The sequence below is a fragment of the Snuella lapsa genome, assembly GCF_039539345.1.
GTDB lineage: Bacteria > Bacteroidota > Bacteroidia > Flavobacteriales > Flavobacteriaceae > Snuella > Snuella lapsa.
Map to the genome: position 1 here is coordinate 32,579 of NZ_BAABCY010000016.1, position 25,962 is coordinate 58,540.

At 34.9% G+C, this 25,962-nt stretch carries 29 protein-coding genes; 9 read left to right on the top strand and 20 right to left on the bottom strand.

Going from position 1 to position 25,962, the window contains the following annotated elements; translation table 11 throughout:
* The first annotated feature begins 62 nt into the window (after nt 1-62).
* From ABD792_RS02465 to murI, 3 genes are all read left to right on the top strand, one after another.
* Nucleotides 63-1,154: an OmpH family outer membrane protein gene (locus ABD792_RS02465; protein WP_345004175.1), complete on the top strand. Its 1,092-nt coding sequence runs from the start codon at nt 63-65 to the stop codon at nt 1,152-1,154.
* A 31-nt stretch (nt 1,155-1,185) separates the two neighbouring features.
* Entirely contained in the window at nt 1,186-1,692 is a 507-nt protein-coding gene (locus tag ABD792_RS02470; RefSeq protein WP_345004176.1) for an OmpH/Skp family outer membrane protein, read from the top strand.
* Nucleotides 1,693-1,759: 67 nt separating this feature from the next.
* A complete protein-coding gene (murI, locus tag ABD792_RS02475; RefSeq protein ID WP_345004177.1) occupies nt 1,760-2,539 on the top strand; it encodes a glutamate racemase in 780 nt (259 codons plus the stop codon).
* Nucleotides 2,540-2,566: 27 nt separating this feature from the next.
* Here murI and ABD792_RS02480 read toward each other — a convergent pair whose 3' ends face one another.
* Both ABD792_RS02480 and ABD792_RS02485 read right to left on the bottom strand, forming a co-directional pair.
* On the bottom strand, nt 2,567-3,085 hold the full coding sequence (locus ABD792_RS02480; protein WP_345004178.1) for a gamma carbonic anhydrase family protein: 519 nt from the start codon (nt 3,083-3,085) through the stop codon (nt 2,567-2,569).
* A gap of 5 nt (nt 3,086-3,090) precedes the next feature.
* Complete coding sequence (locus ABD792_RS02485; RefSeq protein WP_345004179.1) at nt 3,091-4,092, bottom strand: PorP/SprF family type IX secretion system membrane protein; 1,002 nt, start codon at nt 4,090-4,092, stop codon at nt 3,091-3,093.
* Nucleotides 4,093-4,265: 173 nt separating this feature from the next.
* Between ABD792_RS02485 and ABD792_RS02490 the strand changes: the two genes are divergently transcribed.
* The 3 genes from ABD792_RS02490 to ABD792_RS02500 all read left to right on the top strand — a co-directional run bounded on the left by ABD792_RS02490 (nt 4,266) and on the right by ABD792_RS02500 (nt 8,323).
* A complete protein-coding gene (locus ABD792_RS02490; RefSeq protein WP_345004180.1) occupies nt 4,266-5,171 on the top strand; it encodes a NifU family protein in 906 nt (301 codons plus the stop codon).
* Between the two features lie 117 nt (nt 5,172-5,288).
* Nucleotides 5,289-7,325 carry a thioredoxin domain-containing protein gene (locus ABD792_RS02495; protein WP_345004181.1) on the top strand — a complete coding sequence of 679 codons (2,037 nt, stop codon included), beginning with the start codon at nt 5,289-5,291 and terminating at the stop codon, nt 7,323-7,325.
* A gap of 176 nt (nt 7,326-7,501) precedes the next feature.
* Entirely contained in the window at nt 7,502-8,323 is an 822-nt protein-coding gene (locus ABD792_RS02500; RefSeq protein ID WP_345004182.1) for a mechanosensitive ion channel family protein, read from the top strand.
* Here ABD792_RS02500 and tsaB read toward each other — a convergent pair.
* From tsaB to cyoE, 14 genes are all read right to left on the bottom strand, one after another.
* Nucleotides 8,320-8,997 carry a tRNA (adenosine(37)-N6)-threonylcarbamoyltransferase complex dimerization subunit type 1 TsaB gene (gene tsaB, locus ABD792_RS02505; protein ID WP_345004184.1) on the bottom strand — a complete coding sequence of 226 codons (678 nt, stop codon included), beginning with the start codon at nt 8,995-8,997 and terminating at the stop codon, nt 8,320-8,322. The two genes, ABD792_RS02500 and tsaB, sit on opposite strands and share 4 nt — an antisense overlap.
* Nucleotides 8,998-9,096: 99 nt before the next feature.
* The gene (locus ABD792_RS02510) at nt 9,097-10,374 is read right to left on the bottom strand and encodes a TolC family protein (RefSeq protein WP_345004185.1); all 1,278 of its coding nucleotides are present in this window, start codon (nt 10,372-10,374) and stop codon (nt 9,097-9,099) included.
* Between the two features lie 72 nt (nt 10,375-10,446).
* Nucleotides 10,447-11,574, bottom strand: a complete 1,128-nt coding sequence (locus ABD792_RS02515; RefSeq protein ID WP_345004186.1) for an efflux RND transporter periplasmic adaptor subunit — start codon at nt 11,572-11,574, stop codon at nt 10,447-10,449.
* A 12-nt stretch (nt 11,575-11,586) separates the two neighbouring features.
* Entirely contained in the window at nt 11,587-12,828 is a 1,242-nt protein-coding gene (locus ABD792_RS02520; RefSeq protein WP_345004187.1) for an ABC transporter permease, read from the bottom strand.
* Between the two features lie 2 nt (nt 12,829-12,830).
* On the bottom strand, nt 12,831-14,057 hold the full coding sequence (locus ABD792_RS02525; protein ID WP_345004188.1) for an ABC transporter permease: 1,227 nt from the start codon (nt 14,055-14,057) through the stop codon (nt 12,831-12,833).
* The gene (locus tag ABD792_RS02530) at nt 14,050-14,751 is read right to left on the bottom strand and encodes an ABC transporter ATP-binding protein (RefSeq protein WP_345004190.1); all 702 of its coding nucleotides are present in this window, start codon (nt 14,749-14,751) and stop codon (nt 14,050-14,052) included. The genes ABD792_RS02525 and ABD792_RS02530 overlap by 8 nt, the downstream gene beginning before the upstream one ends.
* An 89-nt stretch (nt 14,752-14,840) precedes the next feature.
* A complete protein-coding gene (locus ABD792_RS02535; protein WP_345004191.1) occupies nt 14,841-15,065 on the bottom strand; it encodes a hypothetical protein in 225 nt (74 codons plus the stop codon).
* Nucleotides 15,058-15,594: a DUF420 domain-containing protein gene (locus tag ABD792_RS02540; RefSeq protein WP_345004193.1), complete on the bottom strand. Its 537-nt coding sequence runs from the start codon at nt 15,592-15,594 to the stop codon at nt 15,058-15,060. The genes ABD792_RS02535 and ABD792_RS02540 overlap by 8 nt, the downstream gene beginning before the upstream one ends.
* The gene (locus tag ABD792_RS02545) at nt 15,587-16,330 is read right to left on the bottom strand and encodes an SCO family protein (protein WP_345004194.1); all 744 of its coding nucleotides are present in this window, start codon (nt 16,328-16,330) and stop codon (nt 15,587-15,589) included. Before ABD792_RS02545 ends, ABD792_RS02540 begins: the two co-directional genes overlap by 8 nt.
* A complete protein-coding gene (locus tag ABD792_RS02550; protein ID WP_345004195.1) occupies nt 16,317-17,039 on the bottom strand; it encodes a hypothetical protein in 723 nt (240 codons plus the stop codon). The genes ABD792_RS02545 and ABD792_RS02550 overlap by 14 nt, the downstream gene beginning before the upstream one ends.
* A gap of 105 nt (nt 17,040-17,144) precedes the next feature.
* Nucleotides 17,145-17,525 carry a cytochrome C oxidase subunit IV family protein gene (locus tag ABD792_RS02555; protein WP_345004196.1) on the bottom strand — a complete coding sequence of 127 codons (381 nt, stop codon included), beginning with the start codon at nt 17,523-17,525 and terminating at the stop codon, nt 17,145-17,147.
* Between the two features lie 22 nt (nt 17,526-17,547).
* Nucleotides 17,548-18,528 (bottom strand): cytochrome c oxidase subunit 3, encoded by a 981-nt coding sequence (locus tag ABD792_RS02560; RefSeq protein ID WP_345004197.1) that lies wholly within the window; start codon nt 18,526-18,528, stop codon nt 17,548-17,550.
* 137 nt (nt 18,529-18,665) lie between these two features.
* Nucleotides 18,666-19,247 carry a cytochrome c oxidase subunit 3 gene (locus tag ABD792_RS02565; RefSeq protein WP_345004198.1) on the bottom strand — a complete coding sequence of 194 codons (582 nt, stop codon included), beginning with the start codon at nt 19,245-19,247 and terminating at the stop codon, nt 18,666-18,668.
* 2 nt (nt 19,248-19,249) lie between these two features.
* The gene (gene cyoE, locus ABD792_RS02570; protein ID WP_345004200.1) at nt 19,250-20,143 is read right to left on the bottom strand and encodes a heme o synthase; all 894 of its coding nucleotides are present in this window, start codon (nt 20,141-20,143) and stop codon (nt 19,250-19,252) included.
* Between the two features lie 134 nt (nt 20,144-20,277).
* Here cyoE and ABD792_RS02575 point away from each other — a divergent pair, with 134 nt between their 5' ends.
* The gene (locus ABD792_RS02575) at nt 20,278-20,853 is read left to right on the top strand and encodes an isochorismatase family protein (RefSeq protein ID WP_345004201.1); all 576 of its coding nucleotides are present in this window, start codon (nt 20,278-20,280) and stop codon (nt 20,851-20,853) included.
* A 43-nt stretch (nt 20,854-20,896) separates the two neighbouring features.
* Complete coding sequence (locus tag ABD792_RS02580; protein ID WP_345004203.1) at nt 20,897-21,763, top strand: MBL fold metallo-hydrolase; 867 nt, start codon at nt 20,897-20,899, stop codon at nt 21,761-21,763.
* A 20-nt stretch (nt 21,764-21,783) separates the two neighbouring features.
* Here the strand turns inward: ABD792_RS02580 and gldD are convergent, their stop codons facing one another.
* The 4 genes from gldD to mutY all read right to left on the bottom strand — a co-directional run bounded on the left by gldD (nt 21,784) and on the right by mutY (nt 25,315).
* Nucleotides 21,784-22,368, bottom strand: a complete 585-nt coding sequence (gene gldD, locus ABD792_RS02585; protein ID WP_345004204.1) for a gliding motility lipoprotein GldD — start codon at nt 22,366-22,368, stop codon at nt 21,784-21,786.
* Nucleotides 22,369-23,673 carry a gliding motility-associated protein GldE gene (locus ABD792_RS02590; protein ID WP_345004205.1) on the bottom strand — a complete coding sequence of 435 codons (1,305 nt, stop codon included), beginning with the start codon at nt 23,671-23,673 and terminating at the stop codon, nt 22,369-22,371.
* A 57-nt stretch (nt 23,674-23,730) separates the two neighbouring features.
* Nucleotides 23,731-24,186, bottom strand: coding sequence for a single-stranded DNA-binding protein (locus tag ABD792_RS02595; protein WP_345004206.1), 456 nt, complete (start codon nt 24,184-24,186; stop codon nt 23,731-23,733).
* Nucleotides 24,187-24,274: 88 nt separating this feature from the next.
* Nucleotides 24,275-25,315: an A/G-specific adenine glycosylase gene (gene mutY, locus ABD792_RS02600; RefSeq protein WP_345004207.1), complete on the bottom strand. Its 1,041-nt coding sequence runs from the start codon at nt 25,313-25,315 to the stop codon at nt 24,275-24,277.
* A 143-nt stretch (nt 25,316-25,458) separates the two neighbouring features.
* Between mutY and ABD792_RS02605 the strand changes: the two genes are divergently transcribed.
* The gene (locus tag ABD792_RS02605; RefSeq protein WP_199114774.1) at nt 25,459-25,749 is read left to right on the top strand and encodes an HU family DNA-binding protein; all 291 of its coding nucleotides are present in this window, start codon (nt 25,459-25,461) and stop codon (nt 25,747-25,749) included.
* Nucleotides 25,750-25,962: the final 213 nt, after the last annotated feature.

Genomic DNA, 25,962 nt, shown 5'->3' on the forward strand with positions numbered 1-25,962 from the left:
CTAATAAATCATCTGTCGTTTTTAGAATTTATAAACCAATAAATAATAAAAATATCTAACAGATGAAACGTGCATTAAAAAAATTTCAAATCCAACGAAATAATATATGTGAGTTACATGTGACCAAACAGCCAAATGCGTACAACCACATGAAACATAACGTTCTTTTTTTACTGATAACCCTTTTTATTTCAAGCTATTCTTTGCATGCTCAAAGAGGCGTTAGGATAGGTTACATAGATACCGAATACATTCTTGAAAACGTTTCCGAATACCAAGAAGCAACCGGACAACTCAACGATAAAGCCCAAAAATGGAAAAACGAAATTGAGACCAAATTAGCTGAAGTCGAGCAAAAACGAAAAGCCCTTAGTAATGAAAAGGCGCTTTTAACTAAAGAGCTTATCGAAGAACGCGAGGAAGACATTTATTTTGAAGAAAAAGAAATTCTGGACTACCAACAAAAGCGATTTGGGCCCAATGGTGATTTAATGCTTCAAAAAAAGCAGTTAATGCAACCCATACAAGATCAAATTTTTGCGGCCGTTCAAGATATTGCTGCAAGTAGGAAATATGATTTCATTTTTGACAAATCGGCGGATGTTGTTATGCTGTATTCTGCAAAACAATTTGATTTAAGTGAACAAATTTTAAGAAGTATCACAAGAGCTTCCAAACGTAAACAAGTGCAGTCTAAAGCGGAACGTAAAGCCGCAGAAGAAGAGGAATTGGTTCCTGAAATAAACGAAGAGCTGGAAGCTCGTGAAAAAGCGTTAAAAGATAAACAAGAAGAGAGGGAAAGTGCCATTGAAAAACGTCGACAAGAAATTTTAGCCGCACGTGAGGCCAAGAAAAAAGAAGCAGAAGAAAGACGCCAGAAAATATTGGATGAGCGTGAAAAAGCAAGACAAGCAAAATTAGATGCCAGAAACCAATTGGAAACGGAAGCAACAGATAAACAAACCGAAACCAAAGCCGCTGAAGATGCAAAAACAGAAGAAGTGGGAGAAACAAAAACCAGAGAACAACTCTTAGAAGAACGCAGACAACAAAAATTAAAGGAACGAGAAGCTCGAAAAAAAGAGTTAGAAGAAAAAAGAAAGAAAATTTTAGAAGACAGACAAAAAGCAAAAGACAGTATAAACAATAATTAATAATTTATAACACATTAATACTATTTTAAAAATGAAACAATTAAAAACACTTTTATTAGCAACTGCATTATGTATTGGAACCGTAAGCTTTACACAAGCTCAGAGTAAAGTTGCTCATATAAATACTCAGGAATTAATTCAGGCAATGCCGGAGATGAAAGCTGCCCAAACGCAAATAGAAACTTTAGGAAAAACGTACCAAACAGATATTCAAGCTTCCATTACCGAATTCCAAAACACGGCTAAACAATACGAAGCAGAACAAGCCACAAAAACAGAAGAAGAAAACCAAAAGAGAGCTCTTGAATTACAAGAAAAAGAGCAACGTATTCAAAAATACAGAATGGATGCTCAACAAGATATGCAGAGTAAACAAGAGGAATTGTTAAAACCTATCACAGAAAAAGCCCGCCAAGCTATCTTAAAAGTTGCAAGAGCACAAGGTTTCGATTACGTTCTAGATTCTTCTTTGGGTGTAACAATTTTAGCCGACGGTAAAAATTTGTTAGACGATGTTAAAAAAGAATTAGGTATTTAATATACCCCTTTAAAATCTCAATTAAAAAAGCTACTTAATCAAGTAGCTTTTTTATTTTTGCTACTACATGAACAGACAACCTATTGGCATTTTCGATTCGGGTGTAGGAGGCACCTCTATATGGCAAGAGATTCATAAACTCTTACCTAACGAAAACACCATTTATTTAGCCGACAGTGCCAATGCCCCCTATGGACCCAAAGGCAAAGATGCCATTATTCAATTAAGTATCAAAAACACCGAACTACTGCTTAAAAATGGTTGTAAACTAATTGTAGTAGCCTGCAACACAGCCACTACCAATGCCATAAAAGAATTAAGGGCAACCTATAAAGTCCCTTTTATAGGTATTGAACCCGCTATTAAACCTGCTGCTTTACAAACTAAAACAAATGCCATAGGCATATTGGCAACAAAGGGCACTTTAAGCAGTGAACTTTTTTATAAAACGTCTGAATTATTCACATCAAACATCAAGGTAGTTGAACGCGTTGGCGAAGGCCTTGTAGAACTTGTAGAAAAAGGAGCATTGCATTCAAATGAAATGAGGCTCCTTCTAAACATCTACTTACAACCTATGATAGAAGCCAATATAGACCATCTCGTACTTGGATGCACCCATTACCCTTACATAATACCAATTCTTAAGGAAATGCTCCCTAAACATGTTAAAATCATCGATTCGGGCAAAGCAGTTGCCAGGCAAACCAAAGCGGTTTTAGAGCAAAACAATTTATTAAATACGGAAATAAATCTTTCTGAAAACCTTTTTTACACGAACGGCGATCCAGCAATAATAAGTTCCCTTTTAAGCACAACCTATTCCGCAGAATACTTAAACTTTTAAACGAAGATAATAGGCCTTGGAGTAATTTTAGCCTTCTTTAAACCAGCTAGAATATTTAATATAATTATTAGCAATACGATCAATTTCACCAGAAATTAATGCCTCACTAACATCTTTAACTTTTTTTGCAGGCACACCTGCATAAATACTACCTGCCTCTACCTTGGTGTTTTGGGTTACTACAGCGCCCGCAGCAATAATACTATTACTCTCAATAACACAATCGTCCATAACGATACTGCCCATACCAATTAAAACATTATCATGAACCGTACAGCCATGCACAATAGCATTATGACCTATGGAAACATTATTTCCAATGGTAGTGGGCGACTTTTGGTAAGTAGCATGGATAACCGCTCCATCTTGAACATTTACCTTATTACCCATTTTTATAAAATGAACATCGCCTCTAATTACGGCATTAAACCAAACACTGCATTGACTCCCCATACTAACTTCACCGACAATAGTAGCGTTTTCGGCCACATAACAATCTTCTGGTATTTGTGGACTTTTCCCGTTTACCTCTTTAATAACTGGCATAACTGTTAGTTTACCGCAGGACAATTACATTCAAAACGTTCTCGCTTACAATCAAAATTGTAACCTAAAGTAAGTTGGTGAAAGCCACCATTACTAAATACAATTGAATTAGATTGGTATGTATAGTTATACGCAAACATAAACTGATCTATATTAACGCCCAAAATAGGAGAAAACAATTGTAGTTTTTGACTGCTTACCCCAGAGCCGTTCAAGTACTCAGCACCATCAAAACTTCTTCGGTAAGACAGCCCTCCCCATATTTTACCAAAATCCATGGTTTTATATACTTTTGCATTAATATCGATGGAAGCCTCTTTAGTGCCATCCTTGTATTGAAACATCAGTGAAGGCTCATAACTCCATTCGCTTCCATATTTACTAAATACATATCCGGCCGACACCAAATAACGCCTTAAATTACTGGTAATTTCAATATCGTTATTAATCCCAGAATTATTAAGCAAATTCTTAATCGTAGCATGTGCGTAAAAATCTAAATAATGGTAGGAAAATCCAAAATCAATATTTAAATTGGTTTCACTTAATACAATCCCAGAAACCCGAGGATCAAAACCATCTGCAAGAAACGTTGTTTCATCCAACTTATATTGTATAAACCCAACACTCAAACCAAATGACAGCATGTTAAGATCCAATTCACTCCTTGAAAACATTAAATGATGTGCATAAGTAGCATAGGCTCCTGTTTGTGAGTGATAACCGTTTTTATCGGAATATAAAATTCCTCCCAATGCCGACTGCGAATCTCCTACCCGTCCATTAATACTTAAAGTTAAAAGCTTGGGCGCATCTTCGTGACCAAACCACTGTTGCCTAGCAGTTAACCTAACTTTAGAACAGTTTGCTACGCCAGCCATAGACGGGTGAATCAAATAATAATTGTCTGTAAGATAATCGGTGTAAACCGGAAGGCCTTCCTGCGATTTTGCTTTATGGCAAAACAATAAAAGGATTGTTAATACAAAAAGAGGTTTTAGTTTCATATAGTTTGGTTCAGGACTTTACCCTTTAAACATAAATTACTGATTTACATAAATTTAAACTTGCTATTTTTTCAAAAAACTTATGCTTATTTAATGCTATAGTTAAGTACAACAAAACTCAAATATATGGATATCTATAGTTTTCTTTTAGTATTTTTACAAAAAAATTAAAAATGAATACTTTTAAGGTTTCTATACAGGAAACATCTAACAATGCCATAATAAAATTTGAGTTAAATCAATTCATAACAAAGCATGAAAGTTTTGAATTCAATAATATAGATGAAGCAAAGCCATCCCCTTTGGCGCAACAGTTATTTTACTTACCCTTTGTAAAGAAGGTATATATTTCAAGCAACTTTATTGCTGTTGAACGCTATAATATAGTAGAATGGACAGATGTTAAAGATGAAATGGCCGAGCAAATTGAAGCTTATTTAAACGATGGAGGTGTTGTAATTGAAGCCTCTGCTAATACGGCAAAGAAGGTACCAGTAACCGTGTATGCTGAAAGCACCCCTAATCCTGCCGTCATGAAATTTGTTGCCAACAAAAGGATCGTTACCTCGTTATTTGAATTCACTTCTATCGATGAAGCCAAACTCTCTCCTCTTGCAACAGAACTGTTTCATTTTCCATTTGTAAAAAGCATTTTTATCGATGAAAATTATGTATCGATCACTAAGTACGATATCGCTGAATGGCAAGACATTACCATAGAACTTCGCGAATTTATAAGAAGTTACATTGAAAATGGTAAAGAGGTTGTTTTACCAAATGCTGCTGAAACATTAGAACAAACGCCCACGCAACTGGACAACCAATTTGAAAATTTAGACGATACCTCCAAAGAAATCATAAACATTCTTGAAGAATATGTAAAACCTGCAGTAGCTAGTGACGGTGGGAATATTCAATTTATTTCCTACGACGCAGAAAGCAAAAATGTTAGTGTTTTACTGCAAGGAGCTTGTAGCGGTTGCCCCTCTTCAACATACACATTAAAAAGTGGTATTGAAAATATGCTAAAAGAAATGCTCCCAGGGAAAGTAACTATGGTAGAGGCTATTAACGGCTAAATCTTTCAGCAATTTATATTTCATTTTATAAACACCAAAAACATGCAAAGACAGTCCTTTATTTTATTATTTTTTTTAATCGCACTTTTCAACTGCAAAAGTCAAACGTCTAAAGAAATGAAATATAAATACACCAATGCTTTAATAAATGAAACCAGTCCTTATTTATTGCAACACGCCCATAATCCCGTAGACTGGCACCCGTGGAACGAAAACACCTTAAACAAAGCCAAAGAAGAAAACAAACTCATACTAATAAGTGTTGGCTATGCAGCTTGTCATTGGTGTCATGTTATGGAGCATGAAAGTTTTGAGGATAGCCTCGTGGCGCAGGTAATGAATAAGAATTTTGTAAACATTAAAGTTGATAGAGAGGAACGACCAGATGTAGACCAGGTGTATATGAACGCCGTACAACTTATGACGGGGAGTGGAGGCTGGCCCATGAACGTTGTTGCTTTACCCGATGGCAGACCTGTTTGGGGAGGCACCTATTTTAAAAAGGAACAATGGATGGACGCCCTGAATCAAATTTCTAAACTCTACTCAGAAAAACCTGAAAAACTCCTAGAATACGCAGACAAACTAGAACAAGGCATTAAAGCGTTGGATATGGTAACCCTGAATACCGACGAACCTGTTTTTGAAACACAATTTATTGCCGATGCCATAGACAATTGGAGTAAACAATTCGACCATAATGATGGTGGTTTGAATAGAGCTCCTAAGTTTATGATGCCTAATAATTACCATTTTCTTTTACGCTATGCCTTTCAAAACAACGATAAGGCTTTGCTAGACTATGTAAATATCACGCTCACCAAAATGGCTTATGGTGGTGTTTTCGATCATGTTGGCGGTGGGTTTTCAAGATATTCTGTGGATCGTATTTGGCATGTACCCCATTTTGAAAAAATGCTGTACGACAACGGTCAGTTGGTAAGCTTATATGCCGATGCTTACCTTATTACTAAAAATGAGCTCTATAAAGATATTGTGGCTCAAACTTTAGACTATGTAAAAGAAGAGATGACCACCAAAAATGGAGCATTCTACTCATCATTGGATGCCGACAGTCATAATGCTGAAGGAGAATTGGAAGAAGGTGCCTTTTATGTTTGGCAAAAAGAAGAACTAAAAATGCTTCTCAAGGACGATTTTGATATGTTCTCAGATTATTACAATATTAATCCATATGGTCTTTGGGAACACGAAAATTATGTGCTCATTAGAAAAGAAGACAATGCTTCCTTTGCAAAAAAACACAATGTTACAATTGAATCTTTAAGAGAAAAAATTAATACATGGAAAGCCATTCTTTCTAAAGAACGTAATAAAAGGGATCGTCCTAGATTGGACGACAAAACATTGACTTCATGGAATGCCATTATGCTCAAGGGGTATATAGATGCCTACCGCGTTTTTAAAACAACCGATTATTTACAAGCTGCAGAACAAAGTGCAAATTTTATAGTCAATAACCAATTACGTGAAGATGGCGGCCTAAACCATAGCTATAAAGATGGCAAGAGCACAATTAATGGCTATCTTGAAGACTATGCCACAACAATTGATGCCTTTATCGCCCTTTACGAAAACACTTTAGATGAAACTTGGTTAACCACTGCAAGGGACTTGGCCAACTATGCTTTTGATCATTTTTATGACGATAATAGCAAAATGTTCTTTTTTACCTCGAACAGTGATGCTTCCTTAGTTTCAAGAAGTATAGAATACCGCGATAATGTTATTCCGGCAAGTAATTCGATCATGGCCGAAAACCTATTTAAGTTAGCACATTATTTCGACAATGCCCATTTTAGCAAAACAGCCATGACCATGCTCAACAATGTTAAACCCGAAATGCAAGAATACCCTTCGGGATACTCTAATTGGTTTGATTTAATGCTAAACTATGCAGCTCCTTATTATGAAGTTGCCATTGTAGGTGAAGATGCAAAACAAAAAATCGCTGAGCTTAATAGCAATTATGTTCCCAATAAATTAATAGCTGGAAGCCTTAAGGACAACAACTTACCGTTGTTAGCAAACCGATACAATCCGCAAGCAACCTTAATTTATGTTTGTGTAAATAAGGCTTGTAAAATCCCTGTACAGGAAGTCGATCGCGCTTTAAAGTTTTTAAAGGAATAAACGTTTTTTTCAAATATAAAAGACCGTTTGAAATTCATTTTTAAGTGACTATATCCAATATTTTTGGGTCGTACTTAATAATGGATCAAAAGAAATTTAACTATTTTTTTACCTGTAAATAGAATTCATATATAACCACAGTTCTTATTTTTAAACAATATATAATCAAATAAACTATGAAAGTCACAGAAATAAAAGAATGGACAACCATCGTAATTGAATTTGCAACCGAATATGGGTTAAAGGTTATAGGAGCCATTGCCATATGGATTATTGGTTCATGGGTCATAAAAAAAATCCTTAAAGCCACCAAAAAAGTAATGTATAAAAGCAACTACGATGAAAGCCTTCAAAAGTTCTTGCTTAATCTTATAAGCTGGGGTCTAAAGATCCTACTTATCATTACCCTCTTGGGTACATTGGGTGTACCTACCACATCTTTTGCTGCCATTTTAGCTGCTGCAGGTTTAGCTGTTGGAATGGCTTTACAAGGGTCTTTAGGAAATTTTGCAGGCGGTGTTTTGATTATGATCTTTAAACCTTTTAAAATTGGTGACCTCATCGAAGCTCAAGGAGAAACGGGTGTCGTTAAAGAAATTGAAATTTTCACTACTAAGCTAACTGGGCTTTCCAATAGAGAGATCATTATTCCAAATGGTTCTTTATCTAATGGAAACATTATCAATTATACTACCGAGGGCACACGTCGTGTTGATTTGGTTTTTGGTGTTGGTTACGACTCCGATATAAAAAAGACAAAAGACGTATTGATGCAAGTCCTAAAAGACCACCCAAAAGTATTACAAACTCCCGAGCCCACTGTAAATGTATTGGAATTAGCCGATAGTTCAATCAACTTTGCTGTAAGACCTTGGTGTAATACCGAAGATTATTGGGCTGTTTATTTTGGAATTACAGAGAACACAAAAGAAGCACTTGATGCTGCTGGAATAGAAATCCCTTATCCACATCAAGTTGAGATACAAAAACAAGGCTAATTTTTATTAGGCTTTATTGCCACAAAATCTTTTAAATAATAAGGTTCAAAGTAAGCGACATCTTCGGTGTCGCTTATTTTATACTTATTAAAAGCCAATAGCCCCATTTCATTCGCCGACGGCAATTTGTTTTCAACAAATACAGCATTGGGATGTGATATCAAAGCTTTTGTTTTCTCTACGCCATTACCAATAAAATAAACCTTCCCTTTTTCTAAATAACTGCTAAAAGCAGTTTCATCTAATACCTGGGCTTCGGTAGCCCTGATTTGATTGTAGTTAGCATCAAAAACAGCCGAATACACTTCCATACGCCTTGCATCCAACATAGGAACAATAACACCGCTATCGCTCTTCACCTGATGCGCCAATGCTTCTAACGTAGCTATAGAGATTAAGGGCTTGTTCAATGCAAAACACAAACCCTTTGCTGCCGACACCCCAATACGCAGCCCTGTATAAGAACCAGGTCCCTTGCTTATGGCAATAGCATCAATAGTATCTAGTGAGACCTCAGCTTCTTTTAACACAGTATCTATATAAACATGCAATCGTTCTGCATGCGAATAACTAGTATCGTAATCTTCTTTTAAAACCAAGGTCTTTCCTCCTTTGGACAAAGATACCGAACAATTTGTTGTTGCTGTTTCTATGCTAAGTATTACCGGACTCATTTCGACTTATTATTAGTAACTGCAAAACTATCATTTTGTTCGCATATTTACACGCTTATTCTTTTGTCACTTATAAATAATTGATCTAGACTACAAATACTAACGAGGAGTAAGGGTTTTTCCCATATAAAAATCCAGTACTTTAGTTTTAAACACAAAATCGTACTTCGCATTAATTAGGGAGGACTGCGCATTTATTAAAGCGACTCTCGCTTGCTCTAATTCATAAGCAGTCATACTTCCTATATTATATCGTTCTTTTGAGTTATTAAAAGCCAATTCTTGTGAAACCAACGATTTTTTTGCTGCCTCAAAGGTCTTAAATGCTGCCTGGGCATCGGTAAAAGCCCGTTGGATATTGGACTCTACAGTTAATTTAGCCTGTTCTAAATCTAACTGTCGGTTCTTTTCCTGAATCTTAGCTTTAGCTACCGCTGTTTTATTTTGAAATTTTGAAAAAACAGGGATATTTAAACTTAAAGAAAAACGATGTCCTTTGTTATCATTCAACTGACTTAAAAATTCAGGTTCGTTATCGGTTAAATTAGAATAAAAAGCACTTGTCCCAAACCCATAGCTTAAACTTACGGAAGGGTAATAACCACTTTTTGAAATCTCAGTATTTAAGGATGCTTTTTCAATATTTCGCTCTGCCAAGGTTATTTCCTGCCTATTACCCAATGCATGGTTTAACACGGGGGTTACGGTTTTATACAAAAGGGCTTCAGACGGTGTATCAACAGCAATTGTTTCAACGTTAAATCCTTCAAATGGTACTTGCAATAATTGTGATAGGGACAATAATGCCAAATTATAATTGTTTTCTGCTACCGTGACATTTTGGGAGTCCCGACTTAAGGTGGCTTCGGCATCATAAATATTAGCCCGCGGTTGTACTCCAGCATCTACAAGCCCTTTGACCTGATCCAATTGTTTAAGACTAAATTCATATTGTACTTGGGCTATTTCTAAATTTTCTTTGTTAAACAAAACCCTTAAATAGGCATCAACAACATTTAAGGATATATCATCCTTTATTTTACTTAACTCGATATTTGTGGTTTCTAAATTGAGTTTAGATAATTCATATGAGTTTTTTATTCGTAAACCATTAAAAACAGTTGCGGAAGAACCAACACCAAAACTTGTAGAATGACTAGTTCTGTTAACAAAACTACCAGTAAACAATTCGGTTTGCCCTAAACTTATTCCATGCGAAGCACTAGCACTTAATGATGGCAAAAACCGTCCTTTTGCCGCTACAACATCTTGCTCGTCTATTAGCAACTGATTTTCCGTACGCTTTACGGTTATATTGTTATTTAAAGCATGGGTAACGCAATCTTGTAATGACCACTTTCTTTCCTGAGAGAACACAGTTATACTTATTAAGCAAAAAACTATTAAGATTTCCTTTTTTAATTGCACCATTGTATTTAGTCTAATTTATTAGTTTTTGCTTCTATCTTGTGCTTCTCCATCTTCTTTAGAAGTCTTATTCCACACTTTTATTTTATCTTCTTTGGTTACCCCTTCTAAAATTTCAATATTTATTCCATCTGAAAGCCCGGTTTTAACGTTCCTTTTTTCATATATATTGTCCCCGGTCTGCACCTCAACAAAAGGCTTATTGGTTCTTCTATCGAATTGGAGCAAGGCCTCTTTAATACAGAAGAGACTATCTTTACTTTGCATTTCCATTTCGGCATTGGCACTGTATCCCGCTTTTATATTCTCGTAAGTACCTACTTCTACATCTGCCTTAATAGTAAATTGCACAACACCGTTTTCAGTTTTCCCCTTTGGTGCTATAAACGATAATTTTGCAGGAAACTCTTTTTCATCAAGGGCTCCTAAAACAACTTTAATATCACTGCCTTCTACCAACTTACCTACCTCTGTTTCGTCAACTTTACCTTCAAAAATCATAGCGCGCATATCTGCAATGGTTGCTATGGTTGTTCCTGAATTAAACGTATTACTTTCTATTACTTGATCGCCCTCCCGAACCGGAATCTCCAATATAGTTCCCGAAATTTGAGCAACAATATTTGTATTAACCGATCCTCTATTGGACAAAGATCCTTTTTTTATAATTTGATAATCATTTTGTGCTTGTAATAGAGACTGTTTTGCTTGGTTAAAAGACAGTTCGCTAGCCTCAAAATCTTGCTGGGAAATCACGCCTTTTTCAAATAAAACCTTATTTCTATTGTACAATGTTTTGGCATTGTTAAAAGATAATTGGGAAGATGCTATCCTGTTTTTTGCACTTACTAAGCTTTGCTCCTTAGGCACTACTCTAATTTTAGCTATTAGTTCCCCTTTTTTCACTACATCTCCTTCTTCAACCAAAATCTTGTCTACTATACCAGAAATCTGTGGTTTTAATTCAATTTCTTCTTCGGGATTTAAAGTTCCCGTTGCCGCTATTTTGGTTTTTATAGACGTGTAATAGGGCTCGGCTACTTTAAAATCTACAACTTCCTTAGCATTGGAATCTTTAAAGTATTTTAATACATACAGCAGCAAACCAGCTGCTACGATTAGTAAAATAATTTTTATTGTTTTCTTCATATCTTGATTTATTTATTCTTCTCTTAATGCTTGTATGGGTTTAACGCTGGTTGCCTTAAAGGCTGGTATAAGTCCGATTAATGTTCCTAAAACAACTAATATTATCAAAGCTACAAACACTATAGCTATGGAAACGGAAGCATTAACGATTACAGCTTCTGTTCCTTGTCCAAAAAAATGATCGAGCGTTATTAAAATCCATCCGCCACTAATAATACCTACCAAACCAGCTACCAAAGTTAAAAAGACAGCTTCTAACACAATCTGCCGTTTTATTTCGAACGGTGTAGCCCCTAAAGCACGTCGCACTCCTATTTCCTTGGTACGTTCCTTAACCGTAATCAATAATATATTGCCTATGGCAAATACACCTGCTATAAGGGTGGCAATACCAACAAACCAAGTTAAAAATTGCATCCCGATCAGGAACTCTGTTGCTTTGTTTACTTTTTCTCCTAAATTAAAACTATTAAAAGCACGAGGATCGTCTGGGTGGACTTGATGTAAGTTTTTAAGCATTAATTTAACATCGGCTTCTACTTGAACGATATCATAATCCTGCTTTGCCGTAACCATCATCCAAGCAAAATTTTCACCTTTATTGTATATCTGTTGAAATGTCGTAAAAGGAATATGAATATCTGTTTGAGGCCCTCCCATGTTGTCTTTTTTAAAAATACCGACTACTTGAAAATTAATATCACCTACTAAAATCATTTTTCCTATCGCATCTTCATTATCTCTAAAGAGCTCTGCATTAACCCGATCGGATATAATGGCAATCTTTTTTTTATGTTCAATATCATTATGATTAATAAACCGGCCACTAATAAGATTTACTTTTTGAACCTCATTTAAAAGCGGATAATCTCCATTAATAGAGAAACGACTCGTTAAAAAATTTCTGGTTACTTGTGCTTGGTTTTCATTTCTGGGAACAACAAACTCAATTCCTTCGACATTATCACTTATTTTTTTCGTATCGGATAGCTTTAACTTTATCTGCCTGCCTTCTTGAAATCCTTTAAAGGGCTTACTTGTATAGGATCCTCGAATAAATATACTATTGGTTGCAAAATCGGAAAAAAATCTGTTGAATGAATTTTCCATACCTTTAGCCGAACCTAAAAGGGCTATTAACAACAAAATACCCCACCAAACTCCAACCATAGTTAGGATAGACCGTAGTTTGTTTTTACTGAAACTGTCGTAAACCTCTTGCCAAGTATCTCTATCGAACAAAAATCTAAACATAATTAATCATTTCTTAAGGCTACTATGGGTTTAATTCTTGAAGCTTTTCTTGCTGGGAAATAACCCGCTATCGCACCTGCAATTATTAAAGTGATGGTTGCCGTTATCACTAAACTGGTGCTGACTGCCGGATCTTTTATAAAATATGCCTCAAGACTCGATTTAGCAGATTCCAGAATTCCCATTCCTATTAACAACCCCATATAACCAGCTATGGTAGTTACAAGAATGGATTCTATTAAAATAATGGAAACAATAGATCTTGGCGAAGCGCCTAATGCTTTGCGGATACCTATTTCCTTGGTACGTTCCTTTACCACAAAAATCATGATATTACTAATACCTACGACACCTGCTATTAAAGTTCCTAGACCTATAATCAATATAACGATACTAAGTACTAAATTCATCTTGCCCACTTCTTTAAAATCATCTGCAAGACTGGACACATAAATCCCCCTTTGGTCATTTGGGGCTATTAAAAATCTTTCTTTTAATTTTTTCCTAATGGTATTAATTAAAGCTATCGCTTCATCATAACTCATTTTGGGATCGTATGTCAAGTTTATCTGGTCTACATAATTCGTATTCCCGTATACTTGCTGTACTGTTGTAATTGGCGTGTAAATAGCCCTGTTTAAATAATCGTTTTCGTTTTCACATACACCAACTACCTTGTACTGGATACCTCCTAGGGTAATATATTTCCCTAAAGCTTCTTTGTTTAAAAATAAATCGTCCTTTACAAGCTTTCCGATTACAATAACCTTTTTTTTGTTTTGTAAATCTATTGCATTGATATACCTACCCGATATAATTTTGGTGTTTTCAAAAAACTGATTGTCTGGATTAACCCCCGATAATGTGTAATTATTCTTATTACCAGCAAAAAAGCCTGTTACGCCTTTCCTGACGACAGGAAGCACATATTCTAATTTATCGCTATAAGTTTGGCTTAAATACTCTGTATCTGAATTTTTAAATTGAATACGCCTACCCGCTTGAAGTCCTTGGTACGCCATAGACGTTTTCCCTGCATACAGGTATATGGCATTGGTTGTCCTGTTGCCAAACCTTTCCTTAAAAGTGTTTTTTAAACCATTGGCAATACCAAACAGAACAGCAAATAATAGTATGGCGAATGCCACTGTAAAACCCGATAATAAGCTTCTGGTTCTATTCTTATTAATACTTTGAAAAATCTCCCGCCAAAGATCAAGGTCAAACATATGCAGAGACTCTTACTTGCTCAACTTTTTTATCTTCCATTATAACGCCATCCCGCAATCTAACAATACGTTTGCACATATTTGCGATATCCTCTTCGTGCGTTACCATTAAAATCGTTTTTCCTTCGTCATTTAATTGTTGGATAAACTCCATAATTTCATAAGACGTTTTGGTATCTAAAGCACCTGTGGGCTCATCGGCCAATAAAAGCTTAGGGTTAGCTGCCAAGGCTCTTGCTATGGCCACACGTTGGTTTTGCCCTCCTGAAAGTTCTTTTGGTAAGTGTTGCGCCCAATCGGCCAAACCTACTTTTTCAAGATGAAACATGGCCAATTCTTGACGTTCTTTACGCTTCATTCCTTGATAATACAAGGGAAGTGCAACATTCTCAAGGGCATTTTTATAGTTTATGAGATTAAACGACTGAAAAATAAACCCCAAGAACTTATTTCTGTATACTGCTGCTTTTTTCTCTGTAAGGTCTTTAATTGGTAATCCGTCCAGGATGTATTCGCCAGAATCGGCTTCATCCAACATCCCAATTATATTAAGTAAAGTTGATTTCCCAGAACCGGAAGACCCCATAATCGCTACCATTTCTCCTGGTTCGACTGTAAGATCTATACCTTTTAAAACATGTAAACTGGAATCGCCAATGGGATACGATTTGTGCAATTGATGAATTTCTAACATTTTTTGATTGATTTATGTAAGTCCTAAGACTTAACGATTAGACTGATAAAACAAAGAAATGTTACAAAAATTGTTCCGAAAACTTTTTATTACATTTTTAACGTATTGAATTTCCTATAAATTAAATATCCAATACCCCCAATTAGTATATAAGGAATAGCCATTAAGTACACAATCCCATCATTGATTCCCTCTGCTGTAGCTTGTCCCTGTTCACTTTCTAAAACAGCACGACACATAGCGCATTGTGCATCTGTGGGCACAGCTAACATTAATAGCAACAATAATACTATGGTCGTTTTAAATTTAAACATAATATGGCGAAATCATAATATAAACAACTACCCCTGTAATAGCAACATATAACCATAACGGAAATGTAATTTTTGCAATTTTTTTATGCTTTTCAATATTATTTGTAATTGCCCTAACATAGGTAATTAACACAAAAGGAATAACAGCAATTGACAACAATATGTGTGTTAACAACACAAAATAATACACATATTTAATAAGCCCTTCACCTCCATATTTCGTAGAATCACTGGTCATATGATAAGCAACGTACATAACAAGAAAACACACAGAAAGTACGATAGCAAAGATCATTAAGCGTTTATGCAAAACAACTTTTTTATTTTTAATAGCCATAAATGCTACAACCAACACAATTGCTGTTAGTGCATTTATAGATGCATAAATAGGCGGCAAAAATGTTAAGGGTTCTACATTTGGAATTTTTACCCCAAACAAGATTGCAACGACTACCGGGATAAGTATTGATAATATAACAATCCATTTGTTATACTTTTTTTCGTCTTTAGCATTCTGTACGTTATTCATCAAGTAATTTTTTAATATCTTCTTTTAATGCGCTAATCTCCTCCTCTACACCTTCATCATCTACCTGTTCTTCTTCTGAAATGATTCCTCTGTAATATATTATGGGGTTACCAAAATTATCTTTTCTAGAACGCAGGTATCCGTTCTTATCAATCAAGGCAAAGTTTCCAGAGTGCTCAAATCCACCAGCAGCATCCTCTTCTTCTGCGGCATACAAATTGAAGCCTTCATTTGCCAACTTGTATATGGCATCTTTATCGCCTGTCATTAAATGCCAATTTGGATTGGTAACCTTATACTGTTCTGCATAATCCTTAAGAACAGCTTGCGTATCGTGATCTGGATTGATAGTAAAGGATGCTACACCAAAATCTTTGAACGTTTTAAACTCATTTTGAATTTGAACAAGGTTAGCATTCATCTTCGGGCAAATAGTTGGACATGTTGTAAAGAAAAACTCAATTACATACACTTTGCCTTCATAATCTTTATTACTTACAAGCTTTCCATCTTGATTTATAAAAGAAAACGCAGGTACTTTTTTACGTTCTCCGTTAATTTCGATAAATGCTAAATCATTCGCTTTTGTTTTTTTATCATCTTTAAAATTACTTCTACTCTCTTTTCTTATAACATCGTTATTAGTAATTCTATCTATAATCTTAGGGATAAAAAGGATCCCGAATACCAAAATAACAAAGGCAATCCCTATATATGAATAGCTAGTTTTCTTCATTGCTTTTATTTAAATCATCTGCTCTTCTTGTGGAAGAATCGAAATTTCCTTTTCGTTTTTGTCTATATTCTGTAAATAAAATACGCATATCTTCACTCATCTTATTCTTAATTTCTGCTACTTCAATGCAGTTATAGGCATACATCCCATAAACAGGTTTATCTTTCGCCAATTCATTATCGTTTCTATCATCAAGCCTACCTCTTTGATTTAGATCTTTATCTATTATAAACACTTGATCTGTACCCATTCTGGCATCAAGTTGTGCATGACTTCTTAAGCCATTAAATAGCTTATTGATATCTTGCGGATTACCAAACACAAAATGCCAAAACCTTATGTCTTCGTACGAAGCAATCTCTTGCTTTAGTTTACCAACAGCTTCTTGTGTTCCATCTGGCATTACAATGACCACTTGAAAACGTTTAAACCCCTTAAACTTATCATAAACCAATTCTTTTAGATTTGAAGCCGCTATAACCTTGTCCATAGGTTTTTCCCCAAAAAAACCCAACACAGTAATATGATCCTTTAGGATCACATCATTTTCAGAATCAGAAGAAAACGGCTCTAAATCGTAGACAGTTTCATTGACAACATCCAAAGGTGTATAATTATGGGTTGCCGGGTATAAGAACAATAAAAAGGTAACAGGAAGAAAAAACAAAATTCCCAAAACCACATACCGACCTGCCTTTTTGTAATTCATTAAAACAAATGTATTTAGAATAGTAATTATACGTTGCAAAAATAAAAAAGGTGGTTATTAAAACCACCTTAAATATATCTTTTTAACACTACTTTATCGTGTTATTTAAAAGTCTCTTTTTATAAACCCATCATCATAAACATTAAAAACATAACCGCCTTCTTGCAATAGGATAAATATTAAATATAATATTAAAAATATAGACGTCCATACAACTGCTCTCCTTAAGCCTTTTGTTTCGTCTCGCATGTGCATAAAGTCCCAAGTAATATAATATGCCTTTACAACGGTTAAAATAATGAAAATCCAGTTTAAAAGTTTCATTCCCAAAACCTTTATCATTGACCATTCTGGTTTTACAATACCTAAACCAACCTCAACTGCTGTAACAATAGAAAGTAAAATTAAAACTCCCCAGATTTTTTGAGTATTCGATTTAAATTTAATTAAACCTCTTAATATTTCTAACTTATGTGCGTGTGCCATTTTTAAATTGTTTTATAAAAAATTAAACTAGGTAGAAGAACGTAAATACAAATACCCAAACTAAGTCTACAAAGTGCCAGTACAAACCAACCTTTTCTACCATTTCGTAGCTTTTACGTCTTTCGTATGTTCCCAATACCACGTTAAAGAAAATGATAATATTAATAACAACACCAGAAAACACGTGAAAACCGTGAAAACCAGTAATAAAAAAGAAGAAATCGGCAAATAAAGGCGAACCGTACTCGTTTACATGTAAGTTAGCGCCTTCAACAACCGCTTTACCATTATCTTTTAAAACTTTTAGAGACTCCCCTCTGGAAAGCACTGTTTTCTCACCATGCTCATTAATAATTTGTGTTCTCACCAAAACATTATCATGCGACTCCAATCCAGCTATAACCTCTTCTACCGTATATGTTGGCAAAGTTCCTTCACTCACAAACCACAAACCACTCTTTCGTTCATGCTCTGTTCTCTCTTTAGCTCCTGCAGTAACAAAATCTCTAAGAGCTACACGATGTCCTTCGGTATCAACAAACTGTAAAATATTACCTCCTTTGGTTTGAACAGCACCATAATCACCTTTAATAAAAGTTGCCCATTCCCAAGCTTGAGATCCCACGAAAATAAGTCCTCCTATAATAGTTAAGAACATATATAACGTCACTTTAGCTTTATTTAAGTGGTGCCCAGCATCAACCGCAAGTACCATAGTAACCGACGACATAATCAAGACAAATGTCATGAACGCCACATAAATCATTGGCAATTCTTGACCATGCAAGAACGGTACGTGTGTAAACACCTCATCGGCTATTGGCCATGCATCAATAAACTTAAATCTCGAAAATCCGTAGGCAGCTAAAAAGCCAGAGAATGTCAATGCATCTGAAACGATGAAAAACCACATCATCATTTTACCATAACTTGCTTTAAGAGGCTCGTTCGCCCCTCCCCAGGTTTTACCCTCTGTTCCAGTATTCACAACTGTAGTACTCATATGTAATGGTTATTTTTTAAAAAGTTGCACAAAAATAATCAATTTATTCATCTAATGAAACATCCCTTACTAAATTTTAAAGACTCTAAATAAAGACACTTGCGAGATGTTTTCTTATAATTTTAAAAAGCGTTAAATTATCCTATAAAATATAAAAACAAAAAGAGGTAAACCCATAACACATCTATAAAGTGCCAAAAGGTTGCTGCCAACTCAATACCTAACATTTTTACTGGACTATATTTATGTTTTAAATGATTGTAAATCACTACCAATAAACAAATCAACCCAGCTACAACATGCAAAATATGCACTACTGCTATTAAATAAATGTAAGACATCGTTACATTACTTGTTGGCCCCGTAAAATTATAGCCTAGATCAATAATTTGTTGAAAGCCCAAAAACTGATACACTATAAATACAATTCCCAACACAAAAGTAGCAACTAACCATATGCTCGTTTGTTGTCTATTATCTTTTTTTAAAGATTGTTTGGCTAAAATAAACGTTATACTGCTCAATAAAATAATGATTGTACTTATAATAAAAGCATTGGGCAACTGAAAATCCTTTAACCAATCGGGTCGTGAGCTACTTACAACAAATGCACTAGTCCACCCCGCAAAAGACATGATTAGTGAAATAATACCGAACCAAAGCATCATCTTTTTTGCACGCCCTTGTTTCTCTTCAAAAGTACCTTCTGTTAAATCCATTCTTATCTTATAAATTTATCGACAACATATACTATTTGCACCAATGTAATATAAGACACACTGGCTAACATTAATTGCTTTGCCGCTAATTCTGTCATTTTTTTAAACAGCTGAATGGCATAATACAACATACCCAAGCCCAAAACAAATACAACACAAGCTGCCACTATAGACAAACTTAATGTCCCCGTAAACCCAAATACTGGAATTATAGAAACCAACAATGTCCATATGGTATACATTATAGTCTGTACAGCTGTGCCCCTATCTTGCCTACCTGTTGGCAACATATAAAAACCACCTTTTTTGTAATCCTCGAACAAAAACCAACCTATAGCCCAAAAATGAGGGAACTGCCAAAAAAACTGCAATGCAAACAAAGTCCCTGGCTCTATACCAAAATCGTCGGTAGCGGCTACCCAACCCAACATAAATGGAATGGCTCCCGGTATAGCTCCTACAAAAACAGCCAAAGGTGTTTTTGTTTTTAAAGGTGTATACACACAGGTATATAAAAAAATTGAAATTGCACCAAACATAGCCGTTTGCTTGTTGATACTATACAATATAATAATTCCCAGAAGTGTAAAGACAGATGCAATTACAAAAGCCGTTGTAACCGTCATACGTCCCGACGGAATTGGCCTGTTTTTGGTACGTTCCATTAAAGCGTCCAAATCCTTTTCTATAATCTGGTTAAATGCATTGGAAGCCCCAACCATAAAGTACCCGCCTAAGGCTAATAATACCAAGGTCTTTAAATCGACTATGTCGACACCTAACAAATAACCAGCAAGTGAAGAAAAAACAACACTTAACGCCAATCGCATTTTAGTTATTTCCTTAAAATCTGAAATCACAGAATGTGTTGCTGATGAAGATTTTGAATACCCCAATGTTATAGTTTCTTAAGCGCTTTTGTTTTGCGAGTGCAAATATACTTTATAAAAGCAATTTGAGCAATTGTAAGCCAACATTATTATTTTTAAAATAGTTTCTATATATTTAATAGTTAGGAACTACGCTAAAAATGATGGAAAACAAAAAGGCTCTTTTGGTTATTGATATGCAAAAAGGTTCTTTTACACACAAAACACCCCGATTTGATTCGACTGGTGTGGTAAACAGAATAAATGTACTGGCCGATCTATTCCGCCAGAAGGATTTTCCGGTGCTGTTTATTCAACACGACGGAAATGGGTCGGGTGAATTTGAAAAAGGCTCCCCGGAATGGCAATTGTTAGACACGTTAAAAGTACATTCAACGGATCTTTTAATCGACAAATATGTGAACGATATTTTTTATCGCTCAAAGCTGGAAACCAAACTAGCGGAATTAAACGTCCAAGAGTTGGTAATTACTGGATGCGCAACAGACTTTTGCGTAGCATCTACGATCCAATCTGCTTTAACCAAGGATTACGATATAACCGTGGTTGCCGATGGACACACAACAGCCGACAGACCTCACTTAAAAGCTGAAAAAATAATTGAACACTATAACTGGGTCTGGCAAAACATGATCCCAACAAAAGGTAAAATTACAGTAGAAAATTGTGACAGTATAGCTAAAAATTTCACTTGTACAACAGTTAAGTTAGTCTGATTTTAACATATTGTTTCTACAAAAACTAAAAAAAACCATAATTATGAAGCTAGCAAGAATTTTCATTATCACATTTACATTGCTTATAGGCATTACTATTTCTGCTCAACGAAACTTTGATAATGTAACGATTGAAACCATAAAACTAAGCAACAATATATACATGTTAATAGGTGCTGGAGGCAACATAGGTGTATCGGCAGGGGATGACGGCGTTTTTGTTATTGACGATCAATTTGCACCACTTACAACAAAAATAGTTACCGCTATTAAAGCAATAAATGACCAGCCCATCCGATTTTTAGCAAACACACATCACCATGGCGACCACACAGGAGGCAATAAAAACATGCAAAATCTAGGAGCTGTAATTATCGCTCACAACAATGTAAGACAACGTCTCGAAAAAGATAGTAACAAAGACGGCTTACCCGTGATTACATTTAACGACAAATTAAACCTATATATTAACGACGAACAGGTTGCTATTTTCCATACAAGCAATGCTCATACAGATGGTGATGCCTTACTTTACTTCACAAAAAGCAATGTCCTCCATACAGGTGACACGTATTTTAATGGTAGATACCCATTTATTGACCTAAATTCTGGAGGTAGTGTAAACGGCTATATTGAAGCTGTAAAAAAGACATTAATTCTTATTGACGACGACACAAAAATTATTCCTGGTCACGGCAAACTATCTAACAAAACTGAATATAAAGCCTTCTTGAACATGTTAACAAGTTTAAAAGAAAACGTTCTGAAAGCAATAAGCCAAGGAAAAACAGAAGCTGAAGTAGTTGGCGACTCTTCTATCACCAAAGTTTACGATGATTTAAATTATGGTAGTGGCTTTATTAATAGCGAACGTATTAGGCGTATCTTTTATAATAGCTTAAAGGAATAGCCATAAAAGGGCATTTCTGGTCACTTCCATTTAATTGTTTCCATAATATGCCGTACATCCTTTTCCAAATAGCTTGCTGCAGGAAGGATTGAATCGTAATTAGGTTTTGCGTAAAAATAAAGAGACCCCGTTAAAAAATGTTTTATACTGTCTGTAACATAAAATTGAGATTGCGATGCAGCATTTCCTCCAACTTTATAAAACATCCCAAAAACCTTATGTTGTTCATTTACATACTCTGTAGGCAAAATTTCATCTGCTTTAACAGTGTGTTTCTGTGTAAAGTTTTGGGCATCCCTTAAAAAGTCTATTAAATTATCCCTACTCCCTTCAACCGCTTTATAGGTTAAGTATATAGTTCCTTTTAAGGTTGGGTATTCTATATTAACCCCATAGCTTGAAGTAGTACCCGCAATATTCCTAGTAGAAATATTTGTTGCCAGTCTATTTTTTTCAAACGAAAAAGGCAAATCCGTTTTAACCGGGACATAATTAGCCTTTGGGTATTCCAAACGCAAATAGCCTTTTGGCTTTGGCACTGGATCATCACCACAAGATACAACACATATTGTAATGACCAATAATAATATTATGTTACACTTCATTTAAATGATGGTAAATTTTATCAATTTAATGCGTTTTTTGTCCATAGCTTCAATAGTAAAAACGTAATTTTCAAAATTTATTTTACTATTTAGTTTTGGGAAACTTCCCGAGGTTTCAAGAACAAAACCAGCAATAGTTTCGGCATCTCCTTTATGCGCTTCAAAAACACTATCGTCTTCTATTCTTATAATTTTATAAAAATCCTTTAAGGCCGTTTTACCTTCAAACACATAGTTTTTATCGTCTAATTTTGAATAGGTTAAATCTTCATCGTCAAACTCATCACTAATATCTCCTACAATTTCTTCAATAATATCTTCTAAAGAAATAAGCCCCGATGTACCTCCGTACTCATCTACCACAACAGCCAAATGCACTTTTTTCTCTTGAAACTCTACCATAAGGTCATCCAATTTTTTGTTTTCTGGCACAAAGAACGGCTCTCTAAGCAAACTTGTCCAATCAAATTGTTTCCTATCTATATACGGCAACAAATCTTTTACATAAAGAATGCCTTGAATAGTATCGATACTATCCTTATAAACTGGTATTCGTGAATATCCGTTAGCAATTATTTCTGGTATTATATCGGCATACTTTTGGTCTACATTAAGGGCAAAAATATCAATGCGCGGACGCATAACATGCTTTGTATCGGTATTGCCAAATGACACAATACCCTGTAATATCTTTTGTTCTTCCTTAGTTGTGTCTTCTTCACTTGTAAGCTCCAAAGCCTGCGATAATTGATCGACACTTAAGTTCGATTTTTGTTTTCCCAATTTACTATGAATAGCAATAGTAAAACTCCGCATCGGCAAACTTACCGGAGATAACACAACATCTAATATTTTTAAAGGATAAGCCATAAACGAAGCAAACTTCAACCGATTCCTACTAGCATATATTTTAGGCAATATTTCCCCAAATAATAATATTAAAAAGGTTACGATAATAACTTCTATTAAAAACCTTAATATATAGGATGTAATCCCCTGAAATAAAGAGTTGCCCAAATAAGCAAATAGTATTACTATGCCTATGTTTATAAAATTATTAGCGACTAAAATGGTTGCTAATAATTTCTTAGGGCGTTCTAAAAGACCAGAAACAATTTGAATGCGCTTGGATTTTTTTTCCAAGCCAGTATCGATATCGGCTCTTGATAGTGAAAACAAAGCTACTTCGGCACCAGATATAAGTGCCGAGCATGTTAAGAGCAAAAACAATAATGCAAAACCAAAAACAATTGAATAGTCAATTGTCAACAACAAGGCTTTAAAACTCGCGGGGTCAGGGTCCAAATACTATCGCTTTAGTTAAACATAGTGTCCTGGCACGATACCAAGAACCTTTTAATATTAAAATGGTAAATCATCATCGTCATCGTTAGCTAACATTTCGGGGTTTGCGGCTTGTGATGGGTTTGCTGTTGGATTTTGAGCCACTTGTGCAGCAGATGCATTATTTTCACTTTCTTTCTTAGTTGACAAGAAGGTAAAATCGGTACATTGAATTTCTGTTGAATACCTGTCATTTCCACTTTCATCTTGCCACTTTCTTGTTTTCAAACGGCCTTCAACATATACCTTATCGCCTTTACTCAAATACTTCTCACAGATCTCAGCTCCTTTGTTTCTCACAACAATATTATGCCATTCGGTATTTGTAATACGCTCGTTGGTCTGCTTACTCATATAGGTCTCGTTAGTTGCCAAAGGGAACCGCCCAATGCAACCTCCTCCTTCAAAATAATGCATTTTCACTTCATCTCCCAAATGCCCTATAAGCATCACTTTATTTAATGTTCCCGACATACTATCTTTTGTTTGTTTAAAAAGCAAAATTACAGAATTGCTTTCTTTTTTAAAATTAATAAAAAATATTATTGTAACGGCTCGCTTCTTAAAAATTAAATGTTTCAATAAACTTACCTATTAAAATAGGTACAGCATAATCATGTATTTGTGCAACAGGAATACCTCCAACAGGAAGTTCTTTGATGGTTACAATCCAAAATCTAGTGTGCAAATGTTGGTGTGACAACTTGTGAACAATAGGACCTTCATTATATAACGTAAACTCGAAAGCTCTATTTTTTAACAAACTATGTTTGTTAAGCAACTCTTTAAAAACTACTATATCTGTATTTTTATTGGTTTCAATTAAAGGGAATTGGTACAAGTTCTGCCAGATTCCTTTTTGCTCACGCTTTTCTATGATGGTCTTACCTTCATTAGATATAATCACTAAAAAATTGAAATAACGCTTCTTTATCTTCAATGTTTTATTTTTTACTGGCAATTTGTTTACTGTAGCTGCATTAAATGCTACACATCCATCTTGTAAAGGGCACATATTACAATTAGGGCTTTGCGGCTTACACTGTACAGCTCCAAACTCCATAATAGCTTGATTAAACTCATCTGGTCTTTTAACATCTATCAATTCTTGGGCTAAGGCCTTAAATTCCTTGTTTCCCTTAGAGGTGTTAATGGGAGTAGTTATTCCAAAATAGCGTGCTAAAACACGATATACGTTACCATCTACTACTGCTGTTGCTTCATTAAAACAAATAGAAGCAATAGCACTTGCTGTATAATCTCCTACTCCTTTTAATTTCAACAAATCTTTATACGTATTAGGAAAAACACCTTCCAAATCATTTGCAATATATTTTGCCGTAGCATGTAAATTTCTTGCTCTCGAGTAATAGCCAAGCCCTTGCCATAACTTTAACACTTCGCTCTCTGTTGCTTCTGCAAGTTCAAAAACAGACGGAAATGCATTTAAAAAAGCATTGTAATATGGCAGTCCTTGCTTAATTTGTGTTTGCTGTAAAATAATTTCGGATAACCAAATACGATAGGGGTCTTTAGTAAGTCGCCACGGCATATCCCTCTTATTGATTGAGTACCAGTTAATTAAAATTTCAGAAAATATCATTAATGGATTTTATTTAAGCGGTAAAAATAAACGTTTATAATCTTAAATTTTAATGAATTAGGTTTGAAATATTGAATATTTAATTCCTATATTTGCATCCCTTTTAAAACTTAATAGTAACTTTTAAAAAATAAATATTAAAAATGACGAAGGCTGATTTAGTAGCAAAAATTTCTGAGAAATTAGGAATTGAAAAAGGAGATGTTCAAGCAACTGTTGAAACATTTATGGAAGAAGTAAAGACTTCTTTAGAAAGTGGAGATAACGTATACTTAAGAGGTTTTGGTAGCTTTATCATTAAAACTAGAGCTGAAAAAACAGGTAGAAATATTTCAAAAAACACAACTATAAAGATACCTGCCCACAACATCCCTGCATTTAAACCTGCAAAAGTTTTTGTTGAAGGCGTTAAGTCGAATGTAGACGTTAAATAAGATATTAAAATAAATCATTAATCTAAAAATACACTATTTATGCCAAGTGGTAAAAAACGTAAAAGACATAAGGTAGCAACGCATAAGCGTAAAAAACGTAGACGTGCTAACCGTCACAAAAAGAAAAAATAAATCAAAAAAGTAGTTAGAGCAGCTACTTTTTTTTGATTTTAAAACAAAGACGCTCTTTGAAATGAGTTTATGCAACAAATT

What these genes read in the sequence shown, in the direction of transcription:
- ABD792_RS02545 (WP_345004194.1), bottom strand. Translation starts at nt 16,330, where the DNA reads ATGAAGAAAACTAGCTATTCATATATAGGGATTGCCTTTGTTATTTTG.
- ABD792_RS02535 (WP_345004191.1), bottom strand. Translation starts at nt 15,065, where the DNA reads ATGTTTAAATTTAAAACGACCATAGTATTATTGTTGCTATTAATGTTA.
- ABD792_RS02530 (WP_345004190.1), bottom strand. Translation starts at nt 14,751, where the DNA reads ATGTTAGAAATTCATCAATTGCACAAATCGTATCCCATTGGCGATTCC.
- ABD792_RS02605 (WP_199114774.1), top strand. Translation starts at nt 25,459, where the DNA reads ATGACGAAGGCTGATTTAGTAGCAAAAATTTCTGAGAAATTAGGAATT.
- ABD792_RS02550 (WP_345004195.1), bottom strand. Translation starts at nt 17,039, where the DNA reads ATGAATTACAAAAAGGCAGGTCGGTATGTGGTTTTGGGAATTTTGTTT.
- murI (WP_345004177.1), top strand. Translation starts at nt 1,760, where the DNA reads ATGAACAGACAACCTATTGGCATTTTCGATTCGGGTGTAGGAGGCACC.
- ABD792_RS02580 (WP_345004203.1), top strand. Translation starts at nt 20,897, where the DNA reads ATGAAGCTAGCAAGAATTTTCATTATCACATTTACATTGCTTATAGGC.
- ABD792_RS02500 (WP_345004182.1), top strand. Translation starts at nt 7,502, where the DNA reads ATGAAAGTCACAGAAATAAAAGAATGGACAACCATCGTAATTGAATTT.
- ABD792_RS02515 (WP_345004186.1), bottom strand. Translation starts at nt 11,574, where the DNA reads ATGAAGAAAACAATAAAAATTATTTTACTAATCGTAGCAGCTGGTTTG.
- gldD (WP_345004204.1), bottom strand. Translation starts at nt 22,368, where the DNA reads ATGAAGTGTAACATAATATTATTATTGGTCATTACAATATGTGTTGTA.
- ABD792_RS02485 (WP_345004179.1), bottom strand. Translation starts at nt 4,092, where the DNA reads ATGAAACTAAAACCTCTTTTTGTATTAACAATCCTTTTATTGTTTTGC.
- ABD792_RS02555 (WP_345004196.1), bottom strand. Translation starts at nt 17,525, where the DNA reads ATGGCACACGCACATAAGTTAGAAATATTAAGAGGTTTAATTAAATTT.
- ABD792_RS02560 (WP_345004197.1), bottom strand. Translation starts at nt 18,528, where the DNA reads ATGAGTACTACAGTTGTGAATACTGGAACAGAGGGTAAAACCTGGGGA.
- mutY (WP_345004207.1), bottom strand. Translation starts at nt 25,315, where the DNA reads ATGATATTTTCTGAAATTTTAATTAACTGGTACTCAATCAATAAGAGG.
- ABD792_RS02520 (WP_345004187.1), bottom strand. Translation starts at nt 12,828, where the DNA reads ATGTTTAGATTTTTGTTCGATAGAGATACTTGGCAAGAGGTTTACGAC.
- ABD792_RS02540 (WP_345004193.1), bottom strand. Translation starts at nt 15,594, where the DNA reads ATGAATAACGTACAGAATGCTAAAGACGAAAAAAAGTATAACAAATGG.
- tsaB (WP_345004184.1), bottom strand. Translation starts at nt 8,997, where the DNA reads ATGAGTCCGGTAATACTTAGCATAGAAACAGCAACAACAAATTGTTCG.
- ABD792_RS02525 (WP_345004188.1), bottom strand. Translation starts at nt 14,057, where the DNA reads ATGTTTGACCTTGATCTTTGGCGGGAGATTTTTCAAAGTATTAATAAG.
- ABD792_RS02595 (WP_345004206.1), bottom strand. Translation starts at nt 24,186, where the DNA reads ATGTCGGGAACATTAAATAAAGTGATGCTTATAGGGCATTTGGGAGAT.
- ABD792_RS02565 (WP_345004198.1), bottom strand. Translation starts at nt 19,247, where the DNA reads ATGGATTTAACAGAAGGTACTTTTGAAGAGAAACAAGGGCGTGCAAAA.
- ABD792_RS02470 (WP_345004176.1), top strand. Translation starts at nt 1,186, where the DNA reads ATGAAACAATTAAAAACACTTTTATTAGCAACTGCATTATGTATTGGA.
- ABD792_RS02480 (WP_345004178.1), bottom strand. Translation starts at nt 3,085, where the DNA reads ATGCCAGTTATTAAAGAGGTAAACGGGAAAAGTCCACAAATACCAGAA.
- ABD792_RS02465 (WP_345004175.1), top strand. Translation starts at nt 63, where the DNA reads ATGAAACGTGCATTAAAAAAATTTCAAATCCAACGAAATAATATATGT.
- ABD792_RS02490 (WP_345004180.1), top strand. Translation starts at nt 4,266, where the DNA reads ATGAATACTTTTAAGGTTTCTATACAGGAAACATCTAACAATGCCATA.
- ABD792_RS02575 (WP_345004201.1), top strand. Translation starts at nt 20,278, where the DNA reads ATGATGGAAAACAAAAAGGCTCTTTTGGTTATTGATATGCAAAAAGGT.
- ABD792_RS02495 (WP_345004181.1), top strand. Translation starts at nt 5,289, where the DNA reads ATGAAATATAAATACACCAATGCTTTAATAAATGAAACCAGTCCTTAT.